The following is a 14,854-nucleotide window of genomic DNA, read 5'->3' on the forward strand; positions in this document are numbered from 1 at the left end:
CTCACACGAAAACGACTGCGCCCAACCAGAGCCCGGCCGCGATCAACGCACCGAACAACTCCACCACCATCGACAACCCCACAGCTTTCACCGCGTGAAGCGTCGACGCCCACGCGATGTTGACGTTGCGCAAGCGCACGAGTTCTGCGACATACGTTCCCACGATGAATCCCAGAAACAGCCCCACCACCGGAACGACAAAGAATCCGATGATGCCGACAAGCCCGCCCACCATGACTGAGCGGTTTGGCACTCCCCCGGCGCGCATTCGCTGACCGGGCCACGTGTACTTCACGACGCCCGTGATCACGAGAGCCAGCGCGGCCAGCGCGAACACCGTCCACGCGGTCGCACCACCGGTCATCAAGGCCCACACCAGAATTGCTGCCAAGATGAGCAGCGTTCCCGGAATGATCGGCACAACCACCCCGATCAGGCCGATCAGAATTGCCAGCCCGACAACAACTTCCGCAGCCGGACTCATCCGACGGGGCGAACCTTCGACGCCGCCTCGCGTGCACGGGAGCGAGCCGTCTCGACATCTGCGGCAGTGGAGACGGCAACGCCCATCCGTCGACGCGTGAAACTTTCCGGCTTGCCGAACAACCGAATGTCGGTCTCGGGCACCGCGAAAGCCTCTGCGACGCCGTCGAATCCGATTGCCTGCGCTTCGACGCCGCCGTAGATGACGGCTGAAGCACCAGGTGAGGTGAGCGTCGTGTCGACGGGGAGCCCCAGGATGGCGCGGGCGTGCAATTCGAATTCGGAGAGCCGCTGTGTGCGCAGCGTGACCAGTCCGGTGTCATGTGGACGTGGGCTCACCTCGGAGAAGTACACGTTGTCGCCCTTGACGAACAACTCGACACCGAAGATTCCGCGACCGCCAAGCGCGGACGTGACCTTCTCGGAGACCTCGCGAGCGGCCGCGAGGGCGAGCGCCGACATCTGCTGCGGTTGCCAGGATTCGACGTAATCGCCCGACTGCTGCAGGTGACCGATCGGTTCACAGAACGACGTCTCGACCTCGCCGCCACTGCCCACGGCCCGGACCGTCAATTGTGTTATCTCGTAATCGAAATCGACAAAGCCCTCTACGATGACCCGGCCGTGATTGACGCGCCCACCGGCCATCGCGTAATCCCACGCTGACTCGAGTTCGTCGGCAGTGCGCACTGTCGACTGCCCTTTGCCGGAGGACGACATGACGGGCTTGATCACGCACGGAAATCCGGTGAGTTCGGTGGCAGCCCGAACCTCGTCGAGTGAATTCGCAAATGCATACGGCGAGGTGGGCAAGCCCAGTTCCTCGGCTGCAAGCCGCCGGATACCTTCGCGGTTCATGGTCAGCTGTGTTGCCCTGGCCGTCGGAATGACGACGGTCTCACCCCGCGCTTCGACGACGGCCAGCGCGTCGGTCGCGATTGCCTCGATCTCGGGCACCACAAAATGCGGCTTCTCCAGTTCGATCACGGCCAGCAGTGCATCGGGATCGGTCATGTCGACGGTGTGAGCCCGGTGCGCAACCTGGTGCCCGGGTGCGTCCGGGTACCGATCCACTGCAATAACCTCGACGCCCAATCGCTGCAACGCGATGACAACTTCCTTGCCCAGTTCACCCGATCCCAACATCATCACTCTGATCGCGTTCTCGGCGAGCGGAGTGCCGAATCGGAGTGGAAGCGAGGAAGGGTCCGAGGGCGCCGAAAGGTCCGACGGCGTTGAATCAGGCTGCATGGCTGCGACTATATGCCAATCCCGATGCAGGTCAGCGCATCCAGAGGACGCGATGACGGATCTCATGCAGTTCTGGTGATCCGCTCAGGCACGACGCCACTCACGATGTCACTAACGTTCTCGGCTTTCACGACATTTCGGCCTGCGTGCTTGGCTTCGTACAGGGCTGCGTCGGCAGCGACCATCAGCGACGCCAAGGTAGGCGTCGAGTCGTTTGTCCAAGCGAGTCCGACACTGACGGTGCTGTCATGCCCGGATCGTGCCGAGTCGTGGACCTGAGCATGTCGGATCTCTTCGGCGACTTCGGTCGCACGGGCGAAACTGGAACCGGTGAGCAAGACCGCGAACTCCTCACCGCCGAGTCGACCGACCAGATCGGTATCGGAGACGCGTTCTGCCATCCGGGCACCGAAATCGGCGAGAACACTGTCGCCGACCATGTGCCCGTATGTGTCGTTGACGGCTTTGAAGTGGTCAAGATCGAGCATCAGCAATCCGATAGGCAACGCCGTCTGCGTTGCCTGTTGGAGTCGTTCTTCGGCCTGACGCAGGAAAGGCCCGCGCGAGAGGACTCCGGTGAGAGAGTCGTATTCGACTGCGCGGAACAGCTCACGCTCGGCAGCCCGACGCTCCTGCGTCGCACACGCCACAGCGATGGGGCCCAACGCAACCAGAGTGACCGCTATCGACGTGATCACCGCCTCGTTCACATTTGCGCCACTCTGTTCCCCGAGAGCCAGCCTGCCGGCGTCGGCCATCATGAGCGACCACACCGACCACACTGCCGAAACCAACGCAGTACTCGGAACCGAAATCCGGGTAGCGCACCACAACAGCGCGGGGATAGGCAGGAGAAGGGCAATCGGTCCCTCGATGCTGAGCGCGATCGGCATGCAGGCGGCGGTAGCGAGCAACGGGACTGTCATGGCGAGAACTGCCCGTACAGTCGTCTTGCTGCGGATCTCGGCAATGCTGGACGGAATGGTCATGGACAGAATCAGAGGCAACACCAGCAGATAGGCCATGAACTCCGTACTGCCCCAGTGGACAAGCGTGTCGGCAAACGACTCACCTCGAAAGACCCAATCCATCAGCCCAGCTGTTGCCGCGGTAGCGCAGGCACTGAGTCCGGCGACGACAACCATCCACATCAGAGACGTTGAGTCGACCAAGCGGAACGGGGTGCGTTTGAGGTAGTCGAGCAACAACACACCAACGGTGACCCCGACCAGGTTTGCACCGTTCAACTGAATTGCCATCGAGAAAGTGTTGCCGGTCAGCAGATCAGCGCTCACATAAGCGACGGCGGCGGCAATCCACGTGGGCCACTCGATCAGAATCGGCCACCGCACCATCATTCCCAGCAGCAACGCATTGGCGCACCAGAACGTCGCGAGCAGTCCGGGCGGCCGCGTGAGAATTCCGATGAGCGCGGCAAGCAGGACAACGACAAAGACAACCAGCAGCCGCGTTATTCGGCCCATTCTTGTCATTCGTCACCTCACCGTCGCTCCAGAAAAGGCGTATCGGGCGACTGCCAAATCTTATCGTCACGTTCAGACCACATTGCCCCCTGACCGATGACGCGGTCAGAGGGCAATGCGAAGTGACCGACCATCACAGTACCGAGGACTCGGCACCTGATAGGTCTTGTTAGCGGTTGGTCTTATTCAGCAGATCCGCTGGATCCCGAGGATCCCGAGTCGCCCTCGAGCGAAGAGGTGTCTACCGACTTGAGGAAAACGCCGAGTGCTGTGAGCAGAGGTCCGAGTGCGCTGAGTGATCCGAACATAGGAGTTCTCCTGGTGCGTAGAGGTGATGTGAAATGTTCAGCGACGTTTCGGCCGCAGGCGGTGACCGAACAGTCTGGGAACTCATGCCACAGGGGTGAAATATGCGGTCGCCCCCCTGCGACATCCCGTGCTGTGATGCAGCGCACTAATTAGCGCTGACAGCATTTATAGACCGCAGAAACGTACTTGTCTAGCTACCGTGTGGCTACTACCAAAGACTCGAAGTAACACCTGTCGTCAAAACTGCAGATCAAGACGGTAATTCAATGTCAATTAGAGTACAAATTGTGATGTGCATCACAGCAGAAATGCAGAAAGTGCGACTCGCAGTCAATTGCGAGCCACACTTTCGGGCAAACAGGACTTACTTCTCAGACCTACTTCTCAGCGGCCGAGCCGGTTCCCGGAGTGAGCGAGCCGCCGCCGATGGCCGTGAGCAAGTCCTTGAGAACCGGGAAAAGGTTCTTGATAACGGCGCTGAATTCTTCTTGCGAACCCATGTCGGTTCCTCTTTTCTCAGAAATGCAGTTGATGAATCGGAAAGGCTGGAGAAATTACTCGGCAGCCGAACCGGTCGAACCCGAAGAATCTGCCGATCCGGCGTTCAGCTTGGTTACCAAAGCGAGAACGCTTTTGAGGAAGGCGTCGAGATTCTGGATCGAGGTCATGTGACTACTCCTGTGTCGTTACGAAAGATTGCCGTGCGCGCGAACGTCAGGAGTTCGAGCTGGCGGAATCGAGGCCCTGGATGGTCTTGAGCATGTTCACCAGTGGAAGGAGCTTGAGCAGACTCCAGCCCATACCGTTTGCCTCGAGAAGGTTTTCGACCGAACCCATAACTGAACTCCTTGCGTGAGATGTATGACGTGGCGCACGTTTGGTCCGCCGAGAGCCTTTGTAGTCAGGAGAAATACATACGTCCAGTTTGTTTAAGGACAAAGACTCGCGTGACAGTTCGTGGTGATCTGTAAAGCCCCAGATCAAGACATGTGACTCGAACTCAACTTCAAATTCAAATGTGATCGACATCACAATCGATTGCGACAAAAGGCCACAAAGGTAAGAGTCGGTGCCCGCTCCGACCGCGATCTGTCATACCGTGTGCATGTGATCAATCCTGAACGCGTGGCAACCAGATCGGGATCGCCGTGTTAGCAAAACTGCTCAAGGCGTACCTGCCGCCGTACCGCTGGTTGCTCGCAGGAGTATTGGCGCTGCAACTTTTCGGTGCCATTGCGTCGCTGATCCTGCCGACCCTGAATGCCCGAATCATCGACGACGGCGTCGCCCGCGGTGATACCGGATTCATCATGTCGACCGGCGGAATCATGCTGATGGTCTCGTTGGCGTCGATCATCGCCTCGGTCGCGTCGACGTATCTGGCGGCAAAGTCCTCGATGGGATTCGGTCACGACGTCCGGGCCGCCGTCTACAAGGCCGTCGGCAGTTTCTCCGACCGTGAATTCTCCGGTTTCGGCGCCCCGACACTGATCACCAGAAATACCAACGACGTCCTCCAGATCCAGACGCTGGTGATGTTGACGTCGTCGATGCTCGTCAGCGCACCACTCATGTGCATCGGCGGCATAGTCATGGCGCTACGCGAGAATCTGCAGATGTCGTGGCTCCTGACCATTTCGGTGCCACTACTCGGCATCACCGTCGCAGTGGTCGTCGCCCGCCTCATTCCGCACTTCCGGACCATGCAGGCCCGCATCGACAAGATCAACCGCGCACTGCGTGAACAGCTCACCGGTATGCGCGTGATTCGCGCGTTCGTTCGCGAACCCGACGAAACCATGCGCTTCGATCAGGCCAACAAGGAACTTGCGGACACGGCCCTGCTCATCGGTCGATACCAAGCCGTTCTCCTGCCGACGGTCATGCTGATCGCGAACCTGACCGGCGTTGCGGTCATGTGGTTCGGTGCCCACCTCGTGAACACCGGTGACATGCAGATCGGTCAGATCAGCGCGTTCCTCGCGTACGTCATGCAAATTCTGATGTCCGTCGTGATGGCAACAATGTTGGCCGTCGTGATTCCACGGGCCGCCGTCTGCGCCGACCGCATCACCGAAGTGATCGACACGAAGCCATCGGTCCCGGCACCGTCCCAACCGCTGCGCCCCACCAACCCTTACGGCGTCGTGGAGTTCGGCGGAGCCGGATTCAGCTACCCCGGTGCCGAGACTCCGGTTCTGAGCGGTGTGACGATGCGCTGTCTACCTGGGACCGTCACTGCGATCGTCGGCAGCACCGGCAGCGGAAAATCCACCCTCGTCTCCCTCATCCCCCGGCTCTTCGACGTCACAGCCGGCGCGGTTCTGATCGACGGGCTCGACGTCCGCGGCTGGGATCAGGACGAACTGTTCACCAACTTCGGGTACGTCCCACAAAAGACCTACCTGTTCGCCGGCACGGTCGCCACCAACATCCGGTACGGAAATCCGTCAGCCACCGACGACGACATCTGGGCTGCACTCGCCGTCGCGCAAGCCGACGGCTTCGTCCGGGAACTTCCGCAGGGCCTGGAATCCCCGATAGCGCAAGGTGGATCGAATCTCTCCGGTGGCCAGCGGCAGCGCCTGGCCATCGCCCGAGCCGTCGTCCGCCGACCGCGGATCTACATTTTCGACGATTCCTTCTCCGCCCTGGACATGCACACCGACGCGGCCGTTCGCGCAGCGCTGCGCGCGATTACGACGAACAGCACCGTCATCGTCGTCGCGCAACGCGTGTCTTCGATCATCGACGCCGACCAGATCATGGTCCTCGAGGACGGCGCTCCCGTCGGACTCGGCGACCACAACTTCCTGCTGGCCAACTGCCCGACGTACCAAGAGATCGTGGCCTCCCAGATTCCCGCGGAGATGAGCGCATGACCATTCCGCAAGGCCCAAATTTCGGTCCTGGCAATCGTCAGTATTTCGACGACGCTCCTACCGTCGTATTTGCCAAGATCCCCGCGGAGCCGGACACAGCGCCGCCTGCCGAACCTGCGCCTCAGTACGGTCAGCCCCTGTACGGTCCACCCCAGGACGATCCGCAACAATCCGGACCACCGCCTGTCGAACCGCCACCCGGCGACGAGCCCAAGCCCGATGCCCCGGCGCCGAAGCCCGCGTCCACCACACCCGCGACCAAACCCAAGCAGTTCAAAGCCACGATGAAACGGCTGTTGGGCCTGTTGAAGCCGCACAAGATCGCGGTATTCGTCGTGGTGCTCTCGACGATCGGCAGTATCTCGCTGTCCGTCGCGGTACCCAAGATCCTCGGTCACGTCACCGACCTCATCTTCGCCGGATTCATCGGCAAGAGTTTGCCGGCCGGCATCAGCCGTGACGAGGCCGCGGAAGCCATTCGTGCATCCGGTAATTCGACGTTCGCCGACCTGGTTCAGAACTCTGCCGACGTCGTCCCTGGCGTCGGGCTGAACTTCGACGCCATCGGCAAGGTCATCCTCATCGCCATCGGTGTGTACGTGATGGCGTCGCTGCTCGCCTGGGTGGAGGCGTTCCTGCTCAACATCATCGTGCAGAAAACGATCTACAAGTTGCGTGCGGAGGTCGAAGCGAAGATTCACCGACTTCCGTTGCCGTACTTCGACAGGACGCCTCGCGGTGAAGTTCTCAGCCGCGTCACCAACGACATCGACAACGTCTCGTCGACCCTGTCCCAAACTCTGACGTCGCTGCTGACCTCGGTGCTGACGGTCGTCGGCGTCCTCACCATGATGTTCGTCATCTCGCCGATGCTCTCACTGATCGCACTCATCGCCGTTCCCGTGTCGGTCGTGTTGGTTGCCCGTGTCGCCAAGCGCGCGCAGGTTCTGTTCAAAGCGCAATGGGAAGAAACCGGCAAGATCAACGCGCAGATCGAAGAGACCTACAGCGGCCGCGATCTGGTGCGCGTCTACGGGCATCAGATCGAGGCCGAGCGCGAATTCGCGGTACAGAACAAGAAACTTCTCGACGCATCGTTCGGCGCACAGTTCCTGTCCAGCCTGATCATGCCCGTCATGAACTTCGTCGGAAACATCACCTACGTGCTGCTCGCCGTAGTGGGTGCCCTGAAGGTGGCCAGTGGCAACATGTCCCTCGGCGACGTCCAGGCGTTCATCGTCTACTCCCGCCAGTTCAGCTCACCGCTCACCCAGATCGCCTCGATGTCGTCGAGTCTGCAGTCCGGGGCCGCGTCGGCGGAACGCGTCTTCGAACTGCTCGACGAACCCGAGCAGACTCCGGACATCGCGAACCCCGTCCTCCCCGAGCAGGCCGGCCGTCACCGCACCGTCGGCACCGTCGTGTTCGAGAACGTCTCGTTCCGGTACGACAAGGACGTCCCGCTCATCGAGAACGTCAACCTCACTGCCGAGTCCGGACAGACCGTCGCCATCGTCGGTCCCACCGGCGCAGGCAAGACCACGTTGGTGAACCTCATCATGAGGTTCTACGAAGTCGACTCCGGCCGGATCACCATCGACGACGTCGACATCGCACACATGCGGCGCGCCGACCTCCGCTCGCACGTCGGCATGGTCCTGCAGGACACGTGGTTGTTCGGCGGCACCATCCTCGAAAACATCGCATACGGACGCATCGGTGCCAGCGAAGCCGAGATCCAAGCGGCAGCCCGGGCGGCGTTCGCGGACCGCTTCATCCACACCCTGCCCGACGGCTACGACACCGTGCTCGACGAGGAAGCGTCCAACATCAGTTCGGGCGAGAAGCAGCTCATCACCATCGCCCGCGCCTTCCTGTCCGAACCGTCGCTGCTGATTCTCGACGAGGCGACCAGCTCGGTCGACACTCGCACCGAACAGCTTGTCCAGCACGCTATGTCGGCACTGCGAGCCGGTCGCACGAGCTTCATCATCGCGCACCGTCTGTCCACGATTCGCAATGCGGATCTGATCGTGGTCATGGAGGCCGGCCAGATCGTCGAGCAAGGCACACACGATCAACTCATCGCCCACGGCGGAGCCTACTTCCGCCTCTACAACGCTCAGTTCGAAGGCGCCGCCGTCTAGTGACCGACGCCTCCCTGCGTAGACACCGTGCCCCGGAGCACACCTGATCGGTCCGACAGGTTACCGTCGGGTCAGAAGTGTTGTCGCCGTCTGAATTGGGAGTTCGTGTGTCTGCAGAAACTGTGGAGAAGAAGGGCCCGCTCGCGGGCATTCGGATCGTGGAATTCGCTGGATTGGGACCGGGACCGCACGCAGCGACTCTGCTCGCCGACATGGGCGCCGACATCGTCATCGTGCAACGCGCAGGCCAGATTCCTCAGGACGCCAACGCCTCCGACCAGATCAAGCGAGGCCGTCGTGTCGTCGAAGCCAACCTCAAGGATCCCGAGGATGTCGCGAAGGTCCTGAACCTGGTCGATCGCGCCGACGTTGTCATCGAAGGCTTCCGTCCCGGCGTCATGGAACGTATGGGGCTCGGACCCGACGTGCTGTTGGAGCGCAACCCTCGTCTCGTCTTCGGGCGTATGACGGGCTGGGGCCAGGAAGGCCCCCTCGCGAGCGCCGCCGGCCACGACATCAACTACATCTCTTTGACCGGCGTCCTCAACGCCATCGGTCGCAAGGGTGAGCGTCCCGTTCCGCCGCTCAACATGGTCGGCGACTTCGGTGGCGGTTCCATGTTCCTGATCTTCGGCATCCTGTCCGCCCTGGTCGAGCGTTCGATCTCCGGTAAAGGCCAGGTAGTCGACGCGGCCATGGTCGACGGCACCCTCGCCCTCTCACACATGATGTGGGCGTTCCGTGGCCGCGGCGTCTGGTCCGACGAGCGTGGTGTCAACCTCCTCGACACCGGTGCGCCGTTCTACGACACCTACGAGACCTCCGACGGCAAGTACATGGCCGTCGGTTCCATCGAGCCGCAGTTCTACGCCCTGCTGCTCGAAGGCCTCGAACTGGATCCGTCGACGCTTCCGCATCAGATGGATTCCAGCAAGTGGGACGACATGACGGCACTCTTCACGGAGAAGTTCCTGTCCAAGACTCGCGACGAGTGGGCCAAGATCTTCCTCGGCACCGACGCGTGCGTCTCGCCGGTACTGACCTTCGCGGAAGCACCGTCGAACGAGCACATCGCAGCGCGCGGCTCGCTCATCGAACTCGACGGCGTCACCCAGCACGCTCCGGCGCCGCGTTTCTCCCGCACCCCGGCGAGCGTTCCGTCGCCGCCGGCGCGCGAGGCGACGGATATCGACACGGTCTGGACCTAGGGCCTTCGGCCCTGTGTTGACCTAGGGCCTTCGGCCCCGTGCGCCTTTCTGGTAGTTCCGGCTACCACAAAGGCGCACAGGGCGTCAGCCCAATCGGTAGAACCGCAAGAACTCGTGCTCGATCGGCAGCACATCCACTCGCTCGAAACCTGCTGCCAGGGAAAAACTTTCGAGTGTCGACTTACGCATGACCGTTCCCGTCCCGACGCTTCCGGGGTGGGAGAGACTGTCCGGCAGGCAGCAAGTCAGCGAATACCCGTAGAGCAGTTGCTCCACCTGCCCGGCATTGGGATCGAAAGAACTCGCTGTGCGCTCGTCCATGACGATCACCGGTGCGCCGGGCCGCGCGATCGACCGGGCGGTGGACAAAAACCCGACCGGGTCCGGCACGTCGTGCAGACATTCGAACGCAAAAACAGCGTCGTAGGTACCCGATTCCACCCGCTCCTGCTCAGGGGCTTGGCCGGCCACATCGACCAACGAGAAATGCACACGGTCGTCGACGCCGTAGTCGCTCGCATGCCGGCGCGCCGCAGCCACAGACGCCGCGTCCACGTCGAAGCCGTGAACCTCGACTTTCGGGTATCCGATAGCCAGTGCCACCGAAGACCATCCCTCCCCCATTCCGAGATCCGCGACCTTCGCCCCGTCGGTCAACGTGGTGTGCAGATCCGGAATGATCGGCAAGAACTCCTGGCACAACTGGCGCAGGAACATCGGGCGGTTCAGCAACGCCTGCCCCTCGCGCGCGTCAACGCCCATGGACTCCCAGGTCACCCCGCCGCCGTGGCGATACGCGTCGAGCAGTCTGGGCATCGACGTTGTCGTCGCCACGAACAATCGGGCCATCGGCGCCACATACAGCAGACTGTCCGAATCTACGAGTACTGCGGCGTGTGCTGCGGACAACGTATATCGACGGTCGGCATCCGTATTGACGTCCAGGTACCCGGCCACAGCCTGCTGTTCCAGCCATTCGCGGGCATACCGTTCCACGGTTGCCGTCCGATCGGCCAGTTCCGTCGACGTGAGGGGCCCGAAGTCAGCCAACGCGCGATACCAGCCCAGCCGATCTCCGAGGTAGACCGCTTGCAGTTCTGCCGCGCCGATCGCGGCCGCGAACATCCGTTCCGCCAATGCCTCCGATTCGCTGACGCCTTCTGCCCCAGCTCCCTCTGCACTGACCCCTTCGACGGTTGCCATCGAAACCTCCTGGATTCACCTTGGTTTCCAGGTGGGTACCCGCGCGAGCGCAGGCTAGCCGCTCAGACGACGACGAGGCGTTGGTCTGCAGCGTCCCGATCGGTCGCAAGGGTGTCGTATGCAGCGGCGATGGACGCGACTCCGCGGATCAGATCTTCCGACGAACGTGCGTAGGGCACACGGATGAACCGCTCGAAAGCACCTTCGACGCCAAATCTCGGGCCGGCTGCGAGGAGCACTCCGAAGTTGGGCGCCACCGCCGCCAAGGCAGTCGACACGGGCGCCGACATGCGCATCCATACCGACATTCCGCCCGAGCCGATCATGGGGCTCCAGTCCGGGAGTCGCTCGGCTACCGCGTCGAGCAGAACCGATCGTTGCTCGCGCAGGACCGCGCGACGCTCGTCGAGCAGCGAGTGGTCGTCGGCAAGGAGGTACGCGGCGGCAAGCTGATCCATGACCGGGGTACCGAGGTCGACAGCCGCGCGAGCGCCCACCAGCTGGGTGATCAGTGCGGGGTCGGCCCGAATCCAGCCGACGCGCAAGCCGCCCCACAGTGACTTCGCGGTGGAACCGAGGGTTACGACATCCGTCTTGGCGGCGCCGCGTCCGTGCGCTGCCACCGGAGCGGGCGGCGGCGCATCGAGCCACAGGTCCACCATGGTCTCGTCGACGACAAGCGTCATCCGGGTCTCGTGGGCGATCTTGGCAAGCTCCGCGCGCCCGGCGGAATCCAGGCACAGACCCGTCGGATTGTGGAAGTCCGGAATCAGGTAGGCCATGCGAGCTGCGGTTTGCCTTGCAGCACTTCGGATTCCGTCGAGGTCCCAGGCTCCGGCTGCGGCAAACTCCGGACGCACCGGAACCGGAACGGGTCTGGCCCCGTTGCGCCGAATCGCTTCCAGTGCATTGGGATACGTGGGGTGATCCACCAGCACCCGTTCGCCGGGAGAGGTGAGCACCGACAACAACAACCGCAAAGCGTGCTGGGCGCCGGAGGTCACCATGATCTGCTCGGGTGTCGTGGGCAAGCCGCGTGCGGTGTAACGACGCGCGATGACGTCCCGCAGTTCTGCGATACCGATCGGCTCCATGCCGTGCGTGGGCAGGAACTGTGGAAGTGACTCCAGCGCAGACGCATACGCCTGTTGCACCTGCTCGGCCGGGGCGGCCATCGCGGCATAACTGAGATCTACGACGGCACCGCTCGGGCCGGGTTGGTGCTGGCGGAACATCAAGCCGTTCGGCCGCGCACCGGCAGGCAACGCCACGGTGCTGCGCGAACCCTGACGGCTGATCAGATAGCCCTCGTCCCGCAGAACCGAGTACGACGACGTGATCGTGGTGCGGCTCAGTTCGAGCACGGTTGAGAGTTCACGCTCGCTCGGCAGAGCCACGCCCAGCGGAACGCGCCCGTCGTGCACGAGTAAGCGAATACCGTCGGCCAGTGCGCGGTAGGCGGGCCGTCGTCCCGATTCCTCCTGCCAGGACCCGAGATCACGCGCAAGGGAACGGGCACCGAGAACTCGAGTCATCATGCGGTCCAGTATCGAGCACTTGGCTATGTAATTCAATACCAGTGGACCTGATGATGGGCTTATGACTACCTTCGCAACGCTTATCGGCATCGGACTCTTTGTGGCCGTCGTGTACTTTTTCGCGCCCGCAGAAGGTGAAGGTACATACATTCGAGTGGAACAGTTTCGCCTGGCAGCACCGCTCGGCGGCATCTTCGGCGAGGTCGGCGAACGGTCCGGGAACAACTCTGTCGGACCCCCGTGCCACTGTGATGAGGGGGAAGAATTCACTGATCTCAGTCCAGTTCGATAAAACTGGACTCTTTCTGCTCGAAGAAAGGCGCAGATGCCTGAATCCAAGAAGTCCGAATCCAAGAAGATTCTTTACATCGACCTCGACAACACCCTGGTCAACTTCCAGTCCGGTATCGATCGCCTGACCGACAATGTGCGAAGAAAATTCGAAAACGACCTCGACGAAGCCCCACACATCTTCTCGCGTATGGATCCCCTCGACGGCGCGATCGACGCGTACCACCAACTAGCGCGGCAGTTCGACACCTACATCCTGTCGACTGCGCCCTGGAAGAACGCAACCGCGTGGCACGACAAGGTCCTGTGGGTCCAGGAACACCTCGGATTGGAAGAAGGCAGCGTCGCGTACAAGCGGTTGATCCTCTCGCACCACAAGCACCTCAACCGAGGCGACTTCCTCGTCGACGATCGCGGAGCCAACGGCGCAGACAGGTTCGAGGGCGAGTGGATCAAGTTCGGCACCACCAAGTTTCCCGATTGGACGAAGGTCACCGAATACTTGTCGACGCGAGCCTGAAACACGAAATCCCCGCTCCTACTTGAAAGGAACGGGGATTTCGACAAACAATTCCTAGCGGATGACCTCGCGGCGGACGATCGTCTCGTCACGGCCGGGGCCGACACCGATGCAGGACATGAACGCACCCGACAGTTCTTCGAGTCGAAGCACGTAATTCTGCGCAGCCTGCGGAAGCTCCTCGAACGTGCGAGCCTTCGAGATGTCCTCGGACCAACCCGGCATCTCTTCGTAGATAGGCTTGGCGTGGTGAATGTCGGTCTGCGACATCGGCATTTCGTCGTGACGCACACCGTCGACGTCGTATGCAACACAAATCGGTACCGTCTCGAGGCTGCTGAGCACGTCGAGCTTGGTCAGGAAGTAATCGGTGATGCCGTTGACCCGCGTTGCGTAGCGGGCGATTACGGCGTCGAACCAACCGGTGCGGCGGCCACGACCGGTGGTGACACCGACCTCACCGCCCTTGTCGGCCAGGTACACACCGAACTCGTCGAACAGTTCCGTCGGGAACGGGCCCGAGCCGACGCGTGTGGTGTACGCCTTCAGGATTCCGAGAACAGTGGTGATCTTGGTGGGGCCGATGCCCGAACCAACCGCTGCGCCACCGGAAGTGGGGTTGGACGACGTCACGTACGGGTACGTGCCGTGGTCGACGTCGAGCAGCGTTCCCTGTGAACCCTCGAGCAGGACGGTCTCGCCGCGCTCGAGAGCGAGGTTGAGTTCGAGTCGCGTATCCGAGATGCGGTGCTTGAAGCCCTCCGCCTGCGTCAGAACTTCTTCGACAACCTGCTGGGGATCAAGAGCCTTGCGGTTGTAGATCTTGACCAGCACCTGGTTCTTGAATTCGAGTGCCGCCTCGACCTTCTGGGTCAGGATCTTCTCGTCCAGGACATCCGCTGCGCGTACGCCGACGCGAGCGATCTTGTCCTGGTAGCACGGGCCGATTCCGCGACCGGTGGTGCCGATCTTCTTGGCACCGAGGAAGCGTTCGGTGACCTTGTCGATGGCCACGTGGTACGGCATGATCAGGTGCGCATCGGCGGAAAGCAGCAGGCGGGACGTGTCCACGCCGCGCGATTCGAGGCCCGCGAGTTCGGTGAGCAGCACTCCGGGGTCCACCACGACGCCGTTTCCGATGACATTGGTGACGGCCGGTGTGAGGATTCCGGACGGGATGAGGTGCAGTGCGAATTTTTCACCGTTCGGCAGAACTACGGTGTGTCCGGCATTGTTGCCGCCCTGGTATCGCACGACCCACTGAAGCTGCTCGCCCAGTAGATCTGTAGCTTTGCCCTTACCTTCGTCGCCCCACTGGGCGCCGATCAGGACGATTGCCGGCATGACGTTGTCTCCTACGGTCGACGTGCAGCAGTTGTCCCGCCGCATTGGTACTGCCTGAATCCGCGCACTCTTGTGCAGCCGAGCTGTTGCAGTGACCGAAGGAGAAGTCTAGCCCAGAGCACACGATCAAACCCTTCGGTCCAGAAATCGACTCGTTGTTGTCGCAGTTGTCGGTCTGTACCCGACGTCGCATT

Annotated in this window: 14 protein-coding genes; 5 read left to right on the plus strand and 9 right to left on the minus strand. The window is 61.8% G+C overall.

The features are described from left to right. Position 1: 1 nt before the first annotated feature. The 6 genes from FEZ60_RS14895 to FEZ60_RS32925 form a co-directional block, all read right to left on the minus strand. Positions 2–484, minus strand: a complete 483-nt coding sequence (locus FEZ60_RS14895; protein WP_045064067.1) for a DUF456 domain-containing protein — start codon at positions 482–484, stop codon at positions 2–4. After that, positions 481–1,734 carry a formate-dependent phosphoribosylglycinamide formyltransferase gene (gene purT / locus FEZ60_RS14900; protein ID WP_172936367.1) on the minus strand — a complete coding sequence of 418 codons (1,254 nt, stop codon included), beginning with the start codon at positions 1,732–1,734 and terminating at the stop codon, positions 481–483. The genes FEZ60_RS14895 and purT overlap by 4 nt, the downstream gene beginning before the upstream one ends. 62 nt (positions 1,735–1,796) lie before the next feature. Further along, the gene (locus FEZ60_RS14905) at positions 1,797–3,227 is read right to left on the minus strand and encodes a sensor domain-containing diguanylate cyclase (RefSeq protein ID WP_242484606.1); all 1,431 of its coding nucleotides are present in this window, start codon (positions 3,225–3,227) and stop codon (positions 1,797–1,799) included. Positions 3,228–3,400: 173 nt separating this feature from the next. After that, on the minus strand, positions 3,401–3,526 hold the full coding sequence (locus FEZ60_RS32915) for a hypothetical protein (protein WP_257013114.1): 126 nt from the start codon (positions 3,524–3,526) through the stop codon (positions 3,401–3,403). Between the two features lie 378 nt (positions 3,527–3,904). Next, positions 3,905–4,027, minus strand: coding sequence for a hypothetical protein (locus FEZ60_RS32920; protein WP_255285213.1), 123 nt, complete (start codon positions 4,025–4,027; stop codon positions 3,905–3,907). A gap of 214 nt (positions 4,028–4,241) precedes the next feature. Beyond that, entirely contained in the window at positions 4,242–4,364 is a 123-nt protein-coding gene (locus FEZ60_RS32925) for a hypothetical protein (protein ID WP_255285212.1), read from the minus strand. Positions 4,365–4,675: 311 nt separating this feature from the next. Here FEZ60_RS32925 and FEZ60_RS14910 point away from each other — a divergent pair, with 311 nt between their 5' ends. The 3 genes from FEZ60_RS14910 to FEZ60_RS14920 all read left to right on the plus strand — a co-directional run bounded on the left by FEZ60_RS14910 (position 4,676) and on the right by FEZ60_RS14920 (position 9,764). Continuing rightward, on the plus strand, positions 4,676–6,409 hold the full coding sequence (locus tag FEZ60_RS14910; protein ID WP_033235645.1) for an ABC transporter ATP-binding protein: 1,734 nt from the start codon (positions 4,676–4,678) through the stop codon (positions 6,407–6,409). Next, on the plus strand, positions 6,406–8,556 hold the full coding sequence (locus FEZ60_RS14915) for an ABC transporter ATP-binding protein (RefSeq protein WP_202026111.1): 2,151 nt from the start codon (positions 6,406–6,408) through the stop codon (positions 8,554–8,556). Before FEZ60_RS14910 ends, FEZ60_RS14915 begins: the two co-directional genes overlap by 4 nt. A gap of 107 nt (positions 8,557–8,663) precedes the next feature. Continuing rightward, positions 8,664–9,764, plus strand: a complete 1,101-nt coding sequence (locus FEZ60_RS14920; RefSeq protein ID WP_172936368.1) for a CoA transferase — start codon at positions 8,664–8,666, stop codon at positions 9,762–9,764. Between the two features lie 84 nt (positions 9,765–9,848). Here FEZ60_RS14920 and FEZ60_RS14925 read toward each other — a convergent pair whose 3' ends face one another. Both FEZ60_RS14925 and FEZ60_RS14930 read right to left on the minus strand, forming a co-directional pair. Next, a complete protein-coding gene (locus FEZ60_RS14925; RefSeq protein ID WP_172936369.1) occupies positions 9,849–10,967 on the minus strand; it encodes a methyltransferase domain-containing protein in 1,119 nt (372 codons plus the stop codon). A gap of 62 nt (positions 10,968–11,029) precedes the next feature. Continuing rightward, a complete protein-coding gene (locus tag FEZ60_RS14930; protein WP_172936370.1) occupies positions 11,030–12,505 on the minus strand; it encodes a PLP-dependent aminotransferase family protein in 1,476 nt (491 codons plus the stop codon). A 61-nt stretch (positions 12,506–12,566) separates the two neighbouring features. Between FEZ60_RS14930 and FEZ60_RS14935 the strand changes: the two genes are divergently transcribed. Both FEZ60_RS14935 and FEZ60_RS14940 read left to right on the plus strand, forming a co-directional pair. Then, the gene (locus tag FEZ60_RS14935) at positions 12,567–12,797 is read left to right on the plus strand and encodes a hypothetical protein (RefSeq protein ID WP_092802420.1); all 231 of its coding nucleotides are present in this window, start codon (positions 12,567–12,569) and stop codon (positions 12,795–12,797) included. Positions 12,798–12,830: 33 nt separating this feature from the next. Next, positions 12,831–13,316 carry a hypothetical protein gene (locus FEZ60_RS14940; protein ID WP_172936371.1) on the plus strand — a complete coding sequence of 162 codons (486 nt, stop codon included), beginning with the start codon at positions 12,831–12,833 and terminating at the stop codon, positions 13,314–13,316. A gap of 54 nt (positions 13,317–13,370) precedes the next feature. Here FEZ60_RS14940 and FEZ60_RS14945 read toward each other — a convergent pair whose 3' ends face one another. After that, positions 13,371–14,660, minus strand: coding sequence for an adenylosuccinate synthase (locus FEZ60_RS14945; protein ID WP_033235650.1), 1,290 nt, complete (start codon positions 14,658–14,660; stop codon positions 13,371–13,373). Between the last annotated feature and the right edge of the window lie 194 nt (positions 14,661–14,854).

It is taken from the genome of Rhodococcus sp. MS16 (genome assembly GCF_013277795.1).
GTDB lineage: Bacteria > Actinomycetota > Actinomycetes > Mycobacteriales > Mycobacteriaceae > Rhodococcus_F > Rhodococcus_F globerula.